Genomic DNA, 12,587 nt, shown 5'->3' with positions numbered 1-12,587 from the left:
TGACGGCTGACGGCTGACGGCTGACGGCTGACGGCTGACGGCTGACGGCTGACGGCTGACGGCTGACGGCTGACGGCTGACGGCTGACGGCTGACGGGATCATCCGCGGGCATCCTTGACCGCATGAGCACCCTCGGCAGAACTTCGGTCATCTTCGATCTTGACGGAACGCTCGTGGACAGCGAACCGAACTACTTCGAAGCTGGGCGCCGGACACTCGCCGGGCAGGGCGTCCCCGACTTCACCTGGGCCGAACATGAGCGATACGTCGGCATCAGCACCCAGGAGACGATCGCGCTCTGGAAGGAGCGCTACGGCTTGGCGGCCCCGCTCGACACCCTGCTCGCCGAGACGAACCGCCGCTACCTGGAACTGGCCCGCGCCTCCACGCACGTGTACCCGGAGATGCGGGCGTTCGTGGAGCTGCTGGCCGCCGCCGGCGTCCCGATGGCCGTGGCCTCCGGTTCCTCCCCCGAGGCCATCGAAGCGATCCTCGCCGGCACGGGCCTCGCCTCCCTGCTCACGACCGTCGTGTCGGCCGACGAGGTGGCGCACGGCAAGCCGGCCCCCGACGTGTTCCTGGAGGCGGCACGTCGGCTGGGCGCAGCCCCGGCGGACTGCGTGGTCCTGGAGGACGCCGCACCGGGCGCCGACGCCGCGCACGCGGCCGGTATGCGCTGCATCGCCGTCCCCTACGTCGCCGCGCAGGCCGACGACCCCGCCTTCGCACGGGCCGATCTCCTGCTGCGCGGCGGCCAGGCCGAGTTCACGGCACCGGCGGCGTACAAGTGGCTGGCGAGCGTGGCCACGCGTTCCTGAGCCGACGCGCTTCCGCCGGCTTTTCGGACGGTCCACGGCCGGAAACCCCGCCGGGTACGCCAGAATGCCGGTCGGCGACCTGTTCCGGCCGGCATCACGGAGTAGGCCGCCACCAAAGGCGGTCCCTGGACGGACAGTTGCCACGACCGGCGGACCCGGGGACGGCTGTCCGGCGGTCGGCAAGGGCGGTCCGGCCGTGCCCGGGGAGGAATCCGGCCGTCGTTCCGGAAGGAGTACGCGTGCACCCTGACGAGGACGCAACGGCGGGCTCGGGGGCGCCCGTACGTCCGGACGGACCGCTGCGCTCGGACGCGCAGCGCAACCGCGAGCGCATCCTGGCCGTGGCCCTGGCGGAGCTGACCCGCTCGGCGGACACACCCCTGAGCGCGATAGCGAGGAAGGCGGGAGTCGGCCAGGGGACCTTCTACCGCAACTTCCACCATCGCGAGGCACTCATCCTGGAGATCTACCGCCATGAGGTTCGGCAGGTCACCGACACGGCGGCACACCTGCTGGCCACCCGCGCACCGGATCGGGCCCTGCGGGAGTGGATGGACCGTCTCGCGCTTTTCGCCATGGCCAGGGCGGGCCTGGCCGAAGCGCTGCGCACGGCCACCGGCACACCTCGGGGCACGCTCACGAAGCTGGGCCACGGGCCCATGGGTTCGGCCGTCGCGCTTCTGCTCAGGGCCAACGAGGAAGCGGGCGCCATCCGGCCGGGGGTGGCCCCCGACGACTTCTTGCTCGCCGTCGCCGGGCTCTGGCGGCTCGATCCGCACGGGGACTGGCAGTCGCGCGCCCGGCGCCTGCTGGACCTGGTGATGGACGGCCTGCGCGTGGGCGCGCCGGGACCACGCACACCCGCGCAGGAGGACTGATCCCGCGCTCGCGGGGCTGGCCGCGGCCCGGTCACCCTCTGCGGGGCGGGCTGCGGACCAGTCACCCTCCGCAGGGGCGGGCCGCCGACCGGTCACCTCCGCGGGGCGCGGGCCCCGGACCGGTCATCGTTCGCGGAGCGCGGGCCCCGGCCGGTCATCATCCGCAGGGCACGGGCACCAGGCTGGTCACCGTCCGCAGGGCACGGCCTCCGGGCCGGTCACCCTCCGCGGGGGCAGCCCGCCGACCAGTCACCGTTCGCGGGCGCGGGCCACAGGCCTCAGGCCTCAGGCCTCAGGCCTCAGGCAGGTCACCATCCGCAGAGGCTGTTCGCAGACCATTCACCGTCCTCGCCGCAGTGGGCGGCGGAACAGCCGGGCTTGGAGACCCGTCAGCGACGGACCAGCCGGGCATGCGTCGCGGCCGGCGATCCGACCAGCTCGGCGACCCGGTAGCCGTCGATCCCGTCCCCAAGATTGTCGAACAGGCGCTCGCCCCGGCCTAGGAGCCGCGGGACGACGGCCAGGTGAAGTTCGTCGATCAGCCCCGCGCGCAGGTACTGCTGGACGGTGGCCGATCCGCCGCCGAGCCGGACGTCCTTGCCCGCCGCCGCCTCGAAGGCACGGGCGAGGACCGTCTCGATGGGTTCGTCGGTGAAGTGGAAGGTCGTTCCGCCCTCCATCGCGACCGAGGGCCGCAGGTGGTGCGTGTGCACGAACACGTCGTTGTGGTACGGAGGGTTGGGGCCCCACCAGCCCGTCCACGACTCGTCCTCCCAGGGTCCGCGCTGGGGCCCGAACATATTGCGTCCCATGATGGTGGCGCCGATGTTCTCCTCGCTGCGCTCCACGTACTCGACGTCGATTCCTCCTTTCCCGTCGGCCCGGTCGCGCATCGCGGCGAACATCCACTCGTGCATCCCCTCGAAGCCCTCACCCAGCGGGCGTTCGAGACGCTGGTGGGGTCCGGCGGCGTAACCGTCCACCGAAACGGTGATGTTGTGTACGCGCAGCTTGGGCATGACCGTGCTCCTCGGGTTCGTGGTTTCCCGCTCTCGACCGTGCGTCGAACGGGACGCACCTGGATCGACAGCTTCTCCCGGAAAATCGCGACATCCGCGCGGGACGCGGCCCCCGCCGTCAGCGGGCCGCCGAAGGAGGTGGCAGGCGCAGTTCGGCGAGGTCCGGCGGGACGGGGCTGTCTGGGCGGAAGAACGGGGCGGGCTCGCCGTCCGCCGCCGTGGCCGGTGCGTCGGTGAGACGGAAGCGGTCGCGCAGCCGGCCGTAGAAGTCGGTGGCGTGCAGCCGGATGAGGCGCACCCGCTGCGGCGACCGGAAGACACCGATCCAGTCGCCGGGGTCGAGCACACCGCGCAACTGGCCGTCGATGCTCACGGCGGCCTGGCCCGAGTGGGGCAGCACCCGCAGGGCGACGGGCTCGTCCGGCGCGGCGACCACGCTGCGGTTGAAGGTCATGTGCGGCGCGATCGGCGTGAAGACGACCGCGTCCATGTGGGGGGAGAGCACGGGGCCGCCCGCGGCGAAGCTGTAGGCGGTCGATCCGGTGGGGGTGGCGACGGCGAAGGCGTCCGCCGAGTACGAGGCCAGCCGCCGTCCGGCGAAGTAGACGCCGACGCTGACCTGGCGGTCCCGGGCCAGCTTCTCCAGGACGATGTCGTTCAGGGCCGTGACATCCAGGGCGACCCCCCAGCCGTCGCCCTCTGTCGTCTCCGCTCTGACCTGCGGCGGCGGCAGGGCGGGACCCCGTCCGTAGTGGAGCAGGGCCTCCATTCCCCCGGGAATCTCCAGGGCCCGCGAGGCGCGCATGGTCAGTGTCATGCGTTCCTCGACGGTGACCGTCCCGTCGTGGACCGCCTGCAACGCCCGTGTGACGTCGGCCGCCGGCACCTCGGTGAGGAACCCGACCTTGCCGAGGTCGACGCCCAGCACGTTCGCGCCGCTCTTGACGGCGATCCGGGCGCCACGCAGGAAGGTGCCGTCGCCGCCGAGCGTGACGACGAGGTCCGGGTTGCCGGCGGCCTCCGCTTCCGCACGGCCGCCCCGACGCTGCTGGTCCTTGGCCCAGACGTCGATCTCGGTGCACCTGATGCCTCGCGCGTCGCACCAGACGTGTACGGCGCGGGAGACGTCGCGGGCCGCTGTCCGCCCCTGGTGGACGACCAGGCCGACGCGGTGTACGGACACAGCAACCTCCACGTCCACGTGAGCGCGTCCCGCAGGCCCGGGACCGATGACGGGCGGGTCGTGGCGGGTCTCTTCCGGGCTCGGGCCCGGGACTGGACACGATCCTTCCACGAATGCGACATTCCGGTACGCGGAGACGGGCCGACCGGCCGCGTCGGGACCGTCGCCGCCATCGCGACCGAGGGGGAAATCCGCTGTGCGGGGCGACGGCGGCCGTCGCGTTCCCGGTCCCCGGTGCGTACGACGTCACGTTCCCGGCGAGCACATCAACTCCGCCCGTGGAGAACCGACTTCGCTCGTCCCCGATCACGGGGGCGAGTTGTCGCCGCGACCCGCCCCGGCCACCCGAGTCCGCCGGACGGATTCCGGCCGTGTCAGCGTTGCCTGGGCGCCCCGACATCGGGGCGGCCGAGGCGAGTTCGGGTGCGATGGACAGCCGGGCACGCGAGGCGGGAGCCGTCCCGCCGACCGAGCGATTTCGGACACTCTGGCATCCCGCCGAACACTGAACGACTATCGTCTCGAATTGACGTCTCCTGAGCGACCGATAAGGCTCGGAGATCCTGTCACGGCTGCTTTCATCCGAATTTTGGACTACTCCGATAGCCCCCATGAAAGGTTCCTTTCGTGATCAACAGCAATCACGGGACTGATTACGAGAGCATCCGGCTCGACCGCAGAGGCCAGGCCGAAGCCTTCGACGCCATCGGCGACCGCTACGAGGAGGCCTTTCCGCACAAGGAAGGCCAGGTCACCGCGGGCGAGTGGCTGATCGGATCACTGGGCGGGGGATCACGGGTCCTGGATCTCGGCTGCGGCACGGGCGTGCCGACCTCGCGCCAGATGACGGACGCCGGATTCGAGGTCGTGGGGGTCGACCTCTCCGGCGGCATGGTGAAGCTCGCGAGCACCTACGTCCCCGACGCGACGTTCCATCAACTGGACCTCGCCGACCTGCGGCCGGGGGGCCCGCGCGACCTCGGCCGCTTCGACGCCGTCGCCGCCTTCTTCTCGCTGCTGATGCTGCCGCGCGCGGAGATTCCCCTCGCCCTGCTGACGATCCGTCACCTCCTCGCTCCCGGCGGCCTGTTCGTCCTGTCGATGGTCGAGGCCGATGTGGACGACTTCGCGATCCCGTTCCTCGGGAACACGATCAGGGTCTCCGGCTATCTGCGGGAGGACCTGCACAAGGTCATCGAGGAGGCGGGCTTCGAGATCGTCAAGGAGACCTCGTACACGTACGCCCCCGCGGTGGCCGATGTCCCGCCGGAGGAGCAGGTGTTCCTCTGCTGCAGACGGACGGACTGAGGAGGCGGAGTCCGAGCCGCGGACCGCGCCACCCACTGGACGGGACAGAACGCGTGACCGAGCACCACACCCCCCACGAGGGCACCGCCCCGCCACAGGGCCTCCCCTCACCTGCCGCCGTGACGGACGGCCGCGTGCCGCAGACCGACCGCCTGCGGTATCTCGATGTGGCGACGCGGCGGATCGCCCGCGGAATGGATCTGGACGAGACACTCCGGGAACTGCGGCAGGCGGCCGTGCCCGCGTTCGCGGACGCGATATTCATCCACCTCGACGACCCACTGCCGGTGGGCACGGAACAGTCGGCCGCACCCGTCGTGCTTCAACTGCACAGCACCGAGCGGGTGTTGCCGACACCGCCGCGAGCCGAGGGGTCCCCGCCACCCCCCGCGGTCCTCGAAGTCGCCGAGCGGGTGGAACCGGCCGGCAGCGGACGGCTCGCGGAGCTGCTGCGGGACGGGCGTCCCGCGTTCGGTGACGCGCCGGGCAACGCGCCCGCCGTCGCCGAACTGCTCGCGGCGGGGGCGGACCCACCGGGGACGCTGCCGCCTGGTCACCGCCTGATCATCGCCCCGCTGCACGGCAGCCATCACGTCATGGGCATGGTCGTCCTGCTGCGGGGCGCGGACCGCCCCGTCTTCACCAGCGACGACCTGCTCGTCGCCTCGCAACTCGCCACGCACACCGCGCTCGGGGTCCAGAAGGCGGTGATGTACGGCCACGAGGCCGCCGTGGCGGACACGCTCCAGCACACCATGCTCCCGTCGTCGCTGCCCGAACCCACCGGCGTCCGGCTGGCCAGCCGCTACCTGCCCGCCTCGAAGACCGCCCAGGTCGGCGGCGACTGGTACGACGCGATCCCGCTTCCCGGCAACCGCGTCGCCCTGATCGTCGGCGACGTCATGGGTCACTCCATGACCTCCGCCGCGATCATGGGCCAGTTGCGCACCATCGTGCAGACCCTCGCCGGTCTCGATCTGCCGCCCAACGAGGTCCTGCACCACCTCGACGAGCAGGCCCAACGGCTGGGCAGCGACCACATCGCGACCTGCCTCTACGCGATCTACGACCCGATCTCGCACCGCCTGCTGATGGCGAACGCCGGTCACCCGCCCGCGGTACTGCTCCACGAGGACGGCCGCGCCGAGGTCCTGGGGGTTCCGCCCGGTGCTCCGATCGGCGTCGGCGGCGTCGTCTTCGAGTCGGTGGAGATGGCCGCGCCCACCGGGGCGACCCTGGTCCTGTACACCGACGGACTCGTCGAGTCCCGCGACACGGACATCGGAAGCGGCGTCGAGGCACTGCGGGTCCGTCTCCAGAGCACGGCCCAGGGGCTCGCCTCGCTGGAAGTGCTCTGCGATCACGTACTGGGCACCCTGAGCCCGGGGGCCCGGGACGACGACATCGCCCTGCTCACCGCGCGGTTCGAGGGCTTCCCGCCGGACAGCGTCGGCTACTGGCACCTGGCCCCGCACCCGATGACCGCGGGACAGGCACGCCGGCTGACCCGCAGGGCCCTGCGCCGCTGGGGTCTCGAATCGCTGATCGACCCGACCGAGCTCATGGTCAGCGAGGTCGTGACGAACGCCGTGCGCTTCGCCTCGCGGCCCCTCTCGCTGCGGCTGCTGCGCACCGATGTCCTGCGCTGCGAGGTGACCGACGACTCGCCCCAGGTGCCCAGGATGCGGCAGGCCGACCCCGGGGACGAGAGCGGTCGCGGCCTGTTCCTGGTCAATCAACTCGCCCTGCGCTGGGGCGCGACGAGACTGAGCAGCGGCAAGGTCGTCTGGTTCGAGCAGAAGATCCCGGCGAAGTAGCGGCCGCTCCGCCCGGTAGGGCCCCGCGCACTCCGGCCACGGCAGGACGGACGACCGGGGCCAGGTGTCACGCGGTCACGCGGTCACGCGGTTGACTGGCCGCCCGGTGGCTCGGTCACACAGTCCAGCCCCACGCAGTCAGGCAACGTCGCCGTTCCTGTCGTGGCGCCGGGGGAAGCGACGGATGGCGAACCCGCCCACCAGCGCGACCTTCACCAGGACGACCGCGAGGAGGCCGCCGACCGCCCAGCCTGTCCACCGCCAGTTCGACAGGAGAACACCGCCCAGCCCCAGGTGTACGGCCAGGACGAGTACGACGACACCCCCGAGGCCCATCGCCCTGAGGCGACCGCGGCGCGGCCCTGTCTCCCCTGCCGGAGACTGGACGACGTCTGCGGCCACGGCGTCGTCGGCGGGAGGCGGCGCGGGCGAATCCGGGGCCGGGGACTGCCAGCGCACCGTCAGCCCGTCGCGTCGGCCGAACCTCTCGATGTGTCCGGCGACAAGATCCTGAAGCCGCCTCAGATCGTCGTCCGCTGCCGCCTCGGCATGCAGTGACAGCACTCCCGGCGTGGCCCGCAGGGTGATCCGACCCCAGGCGAGGGCGACTTGCCCCTCGGCGTCGGACCACTCGACCCGAGCCTGCTCCGCCACGGCCCGCATGTCACGCAGCGCCCGCTCGTCACCGTCCCCATGACCGTGGAGCCGGTGACCGAGGTGGCGGCCCTTGTTGGAGAAGTGCCTGCAGAGCTGGACGAGGTACCGGCTCGGCCGGTCGGTCTCGACGCGGGCTTCAGCGGTGGGCATGGCGTTCCTTCGTGCGGCGTGGTGGTGATGTACAGGACCTCCGGCCCGGGTGTTCCCGGACGCCTTCAGTTTTATCGAGACACACTGTCTCTGTCAATGCAAAGTGTCACGGAAGCGCCGGACCGTACACTGAGGCCGTGCCCAAGCTCTGGAACGAGACGATCGACGCACACCGCGCCGCCGTACGGAATGCCGTCCTGGAAACCACCGCCGCACTGGTCTCCGAGCACGGACTGACCTCGGTGACGATGTCGCGGATCGCCAAGGACTCCGGGATCGGCCGCGCCACGCTGTACAAGTACTTCCCGGACGTCGACTCGATCCTCCTCGCCTGGCACGAGCGGCAGATCGGCCACCACCTCGACCATCTGGCCGAGGTCCGGGACCGGACCGCAGGTGCCGGCGAGCGCCTCGAAGCCGTGCTGCGGGCGTTCGCCCTCATCTCCCGCGCGTCGCGCCGGCACCACGACGGCGACCTCTCCGCGTTCCTGCACCGCGACAGCCAGGTCGCCCAGGCGCAGCGGAGACTCCACGGCATGGTCGAGGAACTGCTGACCGAGGGGGCGGGGGCCGGAGCCGTTCGCGGCGACATCGCACCCGGCGAACTCGCGAGCTATTGCCTGCACGCGCTGACCGCCGCCGGCGACCTGCCCTCCGAGGCCGCGGCGCACCGCCTCGTCGCGGTCACCCTGGCCGGCGTGCGTCCCGGCGTCACCGACACGGCCGAAGCTCCCCGACACACCGGCGGCACCACGCGTCCACCGCGTCACCCCGGACAGCACGGGCCCGACCACTTCACCCAGGGTCCGCATTCGGCTGATTCCTGATCGACGGTTCCGGGGCGCGCATACCCGTGCAGGGTATGGTGGCCGTCCTAGCTCGCAGGAAGTGCGGACGCCCCTGATGACGGTACGAGAGTTGCCCTGGGCCCGGTTCGGTGGCGCCGCCCGCCGGGTTCGCGGTCTGGTCGTCACGCTGTGCCCCCTGGCCGCCGTACTGCTCCGCAGCGAGCTCCCCGACCCGACTGTCAGAACGACACCGGCGACTCCACCGCACGACGTGTCGGAACCCGTCTCCCGACCTGCCATCCCGCTCTCGACCGCGCACATAGGCCGCGCCCCACGGCTTCCCGCGTCCCTCGACGCCGCCCAGCCGTGTGTGGACCGTTCCTAACGCCTTCGCGCATCGAGAAGAGGACCCTTCGTGAACAGCATCAACCGTCGCTCCGTCCTCGCCGGACTGGGAGCGGCAGGTACCGGCCTGCTCGCCGCCTGCGGCAACGACGGCGCCAACAGTTCCTCCCTCCTCAGCCCTTCCGGTTCCCAGGTCGCCCGCGCTGAGAGGAAGCGGAACGGTACGGGCAGGGTTCAGAGCCTCAACGTGACCGCCGCGCCCGCCACGCTCGACCTGGGCGGCGGCATCCGGGTCAAGTCCTGGGCCTTCAGCGGCCGGGTTCCCGGCAAGGAGATCCGCATCTCCGCCGGAGACACGCTCGCCGCCGAGCTGTCCAACCAGTTGCCCGGCGCCACCACGACGTCCCTCCACTGGCACGGCATCTCGCTGCGCAGCGACATGGACGGTGTACCGCCGGTCACCCAGACCCCGGTGCGTCCCGGATCCAGCTTCACGTACCGCTTCATCGCCAACACGCCCGGCACGTACTTCTTCCACCCGCATGTGGGTATCCAGGTCGACCGCGGCATGTACGCGCCACTGATCGTCGAGGACCCCAGAGAGCCGCTGTCGTACGACGACGAGTGGGTCGTCGTCCTCGACGACTGGCTCGACGGCGTGACCGGTACGCCCGACGAGGTCTTCGCCGAACTCAGCCATCACATGCCCGGCATGGACCCGAAGACGACCCGCTCGACCGGTCCGAAAGGGGCGGCGTCCTCGCCGTCCCCTGTCTCGTCCGCGTCCTCCGGCGACGGCACGTCGACGAAGTTCAGCCTCAGCGGCGCCTCCAGCCCCCTGCTCGGCAGCGACGCCGGGGACGTGAGGTACCCGTACCACCTGGTGAACGGGCGAGTGCCGACCGACCCGGCCGTCTACACCGGCAAGTCAGGCAGGCGTGTCCGCCTCAGGATCATCAACGCGGGCGCCGACACCGCCTACCGGGTGGCGCTCGGCGGCCACAAACTGACCGTCACGCACACCGACGGTTTCCCCGTCGAGCACCACGAGGTCGACGCCCTGCTGATCGCCATGGGCGAGCGGTACGACGTCCTGGTCACCCTTGATGACGGCGTCTTCCCGCTCGTCGCACTCGCCGAGGGCAAGGACATCGCCGGCATGGCCCTGGTGCGCACCGGCTCGGGAAGGGCGCCGGACCCGACCGTGCGGCCGGCCGAACTGGACGGCCTGATGGTGACCGCCGCGCAGTTGCGCGCGAGCGACGACGTACGGCTGGAGGCGAAGGACCCCGACGTGGTTCACCGCGTCAAACTGAGCGGCAGCATGGGCAGATACGACTGGGCCATCAACGGCAAGCAGTTCGACATGGCCGACCCGACCGCGAACCCGCTGCTCGTCCAGGAGGGCCAGCGTGTCCAACTCGACTTCGTGAACGCCACGAAGATGTGGCACCCGATGCACCTGCACGGCCACACCTACCAACTCGACAGCGGTGGCCCGCGCAAGGACACCACCATCGTGCTGCCCAGGTCGAGTGTGTCCGTCGTCTTCGACGCCGACAACCCCGGACAGTGGATGCTGCACTGCCACAACGCGTATCACAGCGAGGCCGGGATGATGGCGCTCCTGGCCTACGGAGCCTGAGCGTTCGGAGCCTCGGCGTTCGGTTCCCGGCCCGGGCGGCCGACGGCGCTCGCTCCCCTGGTTCGTACGGGCCGTCGGGTCACCGGGCATGCCTCCGGTGGCCCGTACGACCGCCCCCACTGCCGCTCCCGTCTTAGCGTCCGTCCTACCGCCCGCCCTTCCTCTCACGCAGCCGGCTCTCGAACTCGACGGCGACGATCCGCCCGTCATGCGCGCCGACCGCGTCGTTGGAGGCCAGCCAGACGATGGGGGCCCATCACAGCGGGGAGCAGGAACGTCCGGCCCTCCTCCGGCACGGCCTCCTGGGGCGGCATCCCCGTGCCGGTCGCGCCTCCGGGAAGCAGCGGGTTGACCGTGACACCGCTGTCCCGCAGGTCGGCGGCCATCATCCCCCTGCCATCGGGAAGCAGGTCCACCGTGAGGCGCCGGCCGTCGGGGCCCGGTCCGGCTCGTCCGGTGAGGAGCACCGCCTCTCCACGTGCCTCCGCAGGAACAGGCGGTCCGTTCGAAGAAGCCGCAGGTCCGCCCCTTCGGTCACCTGCCCCTCCCGCCACGGCCCGCCTCCGCGGACCGGACACAGGCTGATTCCCTGATCAACTCGGCGACACGACAACGACCACCTCCGGCAGGAGGCCTCATCGGTGCCGCGACACATGTTCCTGCCCCGAAGCGTGTGCTCGGAGCCGGAGCGAAAGGAGTCGACAGGGGCCGCCGCGCCCGCCAAAGTGGCTTCCCATGACGAGCAGCGAGCTGTGGACCCGTGCGACCGCCGACCGCTACGACGCCGAGGAGAGCGAGAACTCCTCGGCCGCCGCTCTCGCACCGGCTCTCGCCTTCCTCGCCGAACTCGCCGGAGAAGGCAGGGCACTTGAGTTCGCCATCGGAACCGGACGAGTGGGCGTCCCGCTACGGGAACGCGGCGTGCCGGTCGCGGGCATCGAACTGTCGGAGCACATGGCGGCCGTCCTGCGGCACAAGCTCGACGAGGACACACTCCCGGTCATCATCGGGGACATGGCCAAGACCGTCGTCACCGGCGAGTTCACCTTGGTCTATCTCGTCTACAACACGATCACGAACCTGCTCACGCAGGACGAGCAGGTCGAGTGCTTCCGCAACGCCGCGCGCCATCTGACGCCTGGCGGCCGGTTCGTCATCGAGCTGGGTGTTCCGCCGTTGCGGTTCTTGCCTCCCGGGCAGGTCGCGGTGCCGTTCGACGTCTCCGAACGGCACCTCGGCTTCGACACGTTCGACCTCGTCGAGCAGATCCTCGTCTCGCACCACCTCACGCGCGACGGTGACGACGGCCGCTACCGCCGCGACGCCTCCCGGCACCGGTACGCGTGGCCGGCGGAACTCGACCTGATGGCACGGATCGCGGGGCTCGAACTGGAACGGCGCGTTGCGGACTGGGACGGGGCGCCCTTCACCCAGGACTCCGCGAAGCACATCTCCGTGTGGCGCAAGCCGGCCTGAGACCGGGAACCGCCCCCGCGGTCCTGACCGCGCCCGGCTACCCGAGAAACGACAAGCGAACCTCGCGGTTGGGGTTGTCCCGGTTCGTGTCCGCCAAACTCCGTTAGGGCAACTCCCAGCACAGCCAGGACATTTGGGGCGCGTCGGGGGATCCACATTCAGGTGCCCTTGGCCGGGGCCCCAGAATCGCCACGCACTCCACATGGTGGATCAGGTCAGCCGCGTCCCGTCGAGATCGGTGAAGCGCAACTGAGCTCCGGGGTGCGGTTGTTCCCTCGGAGTACGACAGCCACCGGCCCGGCGGGAGAGCCGGTCGAGGAAGGCGTGGGTGCCGCCGGCGGAGCCGGTGCGGATCAGCTGTCCCGCGGGACCTCGCCTCCGGCGGGCCGGGAGGTGTGAGTGGCACGACCCGTGTACCGAAGTGCCGCTCAAAGTGCCTCCGACAGTGCCGTTTTGGCTGTCATGGCGCACTTAGTGTGACCACACCGATCGATGATCGCCC

Annotated in this window: 11 protein-coding genes and 1 pseudogene; 7 read left to right on the top strand and 5 right to left on the bottom strand. The window is 71.0% G+C overall.

Annotation, left to right across the window (positions count from 1 at the left end):
- Window positions 1-123 precede the first annotated feature (123 nt).
- Window positions 124-819: an HAD family hydrolase gene (locus tag ACZ6KY_RS19210; RefSeq protein ID WP_469311458.1), complete on the top strand. Its 696-nt coding sequence runs from the start codon at window positions 124-126 to the stop codon at window positions 817-819.
- Window positions 820-1,058: 239 nt separating this feature from the next.
- Window positions 1,059-1,697, top strand: a complete 639-nt coding sequence (locus ACZ6KY_RS19205) for a TetR/AcrR family transcriptional regulator (protein ID WP_469311457.1) — start codon at window positions 1,059-1,061, stop codon at window positions 1,695-1,697.
- Between the two features lie 389 nt (window positions 1,698-2,086).
- Here ACZ6KY_RS19205 and ACZ6KY_RS19200 read toward each other — a convergent pair whose 3' ends face one another.
- Together ACZ6KY_RS19200 and ACZ6KY_RS19195 are read right to left on the bottom strand one after the other, a co-directional pair.
- On the bottom strand, window positions 2,087-2,716 hold the full coding sequence (locus tag ACZ6KY_RS19200; protein WP_469311456.1) for a dihydrofolate reductase family protein: 630 nt from the start codon (window positions 2,714-2,716) through the stop codon (window positions 2,087-2,089).
- Between the two features lie 118 nt (window positions 2,717-2,834).
- Entirely contained in the window at window positions 2,835-3,899 is a 1,065-nt protein-coding gene (locus ACZ6KY_RS19195; RefSeq protein WP_469311455.1) for an NAD(+)/NADH kinase, read from the bottom strand.
- 627 nt (window positions 3,900-4,526) lie between these two features.
- Here ACZ6KY_RS19195 and ACZ6KY_RS19190 point away from each other — a divergent pair.
- Window positions 4,527-5,207, top strand: coding sequence for a class I SAM-dependent DNA methyltransferase (locus ACZ6KY_RS19190; RefSeq protein WP_469311454.1), 681 nt, complete (start codon window positions 4,527-4,529; stop codon window positions 5,205-5,207).
- 194 nt (window positions 5,208-5,401) lie between these two features.
- Complete coding sequence (locus tag ACZ6KY_RS19185; protein WP_469311484.1) at window positions 5,402-7,024, top strand: SpoIIE family protein phosphatase; 1,623 nt, start codon at window positions 5,402-5,404, stop codon at window positions 7,022-7,024.
- Window positions 7,025-7,162: 138 nt separating this feature from the next.
- Here ACZ6KY_RS19185 and ACZ6KY_RS19180 read toward each other — a convergent pair whose 3' ends face one another.
- On the bottom strand, window positions 7,163-7,831 hold the full coding sequence (locus ACZ6KY_RS19180; protein ID WP_469311453.1) for a DUF2218 domain-containing protein: 669 nt from the start codon (window positions 7,829-7,831) through the stop codon (window positions 7,163-7,165).
- A 137-nt stretch (window positions 7,832-7,968) separates the two neighbouring features.
- On the opposite strand from ACZ6KY_RS19180, the gene ACZ6KY_RS19175 reads away from it, so the two are divergent.
- Together ACZ6KY_RS19175 and ACZ6KY_RS19170 are read left to right on the top strand one after the other, a co-directional pair.
- Window positions 7,969-8,658 carry a TetR/AcrR family transcriptional regulator gene (locus ACZ6KY_RS19175; protein WP_469311452.1) on the top strand — a complete coding sequence of 230 codons (690 nt, stop codon included), beginning with the start codon at window positions 7,969-7,971 and terminating at the stop codon, window positions 8,656-8,658.
- A 376-nt stretch (window positions 8,659-9,034) separates the two neighbouring features.
- Window positions 9,035-10,609: a multicopper oxidase family protein gene (locus ACZ6KY_RS19170; protein WP_469311451.1), complete on the top strand. Its 1,575-nt coding sequence runs from the start codon at window positions 9,035-9,037 to the stop codon at window positions 10,607-10,609.
- A 206-nt stretch (window positions 10,610-10,815) separates the two neighbouring features.
- Here the strand turns inward: ACZ6KY_RS19170 and ACZ6KY_RS19165 are convergent, their stop codons facing one another.
- Window positions 10,816-11,076, bottom strand: coding sequence for a hypothetical protein (locus ACZ6KY_RS19165; RefSeq protein WP_469311450.1), 261 nt, complete (start codon window positions 11,074-11,076; stop codon window positions 10,816-10,818).
- 268 nt (window positions 11,077-11,344) lie between these two features.
- Here ACZ6KY_RS19165 and ACZ6KY_RS19160 point away from each other — a divergent pair, with 268 nt between their 5' ends.
- The gene (locus tag ACZ6KY_RS19160; RefSeq protein WP_469311449.1) at window positions 11,345-12,085 is read left to right on the top strand and encodes a class I SAM-dependent DNA methyltransferase; all 741 of its coding nucleotides are present in this window, start codon (window positions 11,345-11,347) and stop codon (window positions 12,083-12,085) included.
- Window positions 12,086-12,298: 213 nt separating this feature from the next.
- On the opposite strand, the pseudogene ACZ6KY_RS19155 reads toward ACZ6KY_RS19160, so the two are convergent.
- A pseudogene (locus ACZ6KY_RS19155) lies at window positions 12,299-12,484 on the bottom strand (hypothetical protein); the annotation flags it as partial.
- Window positions 12,485-12,587: the final 103 nt, after the last annotated feature.

This window comes from Streptomyces sp. NPDC042002, assembly GCF_055588305.1.
The sequence above is the reverse complement of the archived record's forward strand: the minus strand, read 5'-3'. Positions and strand labels throughout refer to the sequence as shown.

Bases quoted from the DNA above. Each gene is read 5' to 3' on its own strand.
- ACZ6KY_RS19210 (WP_469311458.1), top strand. From the start codon at position 124: ATGAGCACCCTCGGCAGAACTTCGGTCATCTTCGATCTTGACGGAACG.
- ACZ6KY_RS19200 (WP_469311456.1), bottom strand. From the start codon at position 2,716: ATGCCCAAGCTGCGCGTACACAACATCACCGTTTCGGTGGACGGTTAC.
- ACZ6KY_RS19185 (WP_469311484.1), top strand. From the start codon at position 5,402: ATGGATCTGGACGAGACACTCCGGGAACTGCGGCAGGCGGCCGTGCCC.
- ACZ6KY_RS19180 (WP_469311453.1), bottom strand. From the start codon at position 7,831: ATGCCCACCGCTGAAGCCCGCGTCGAGACCGACCGGCCGAGCCGGTAC.
- ACZ6KY_RS19160 (WP_469311449.1), top strand. From the start codon at position 11,345: ATGACGAGCAGCGAGCTGTGGACCCGTGCGACCGCCGACCGCTACGAC.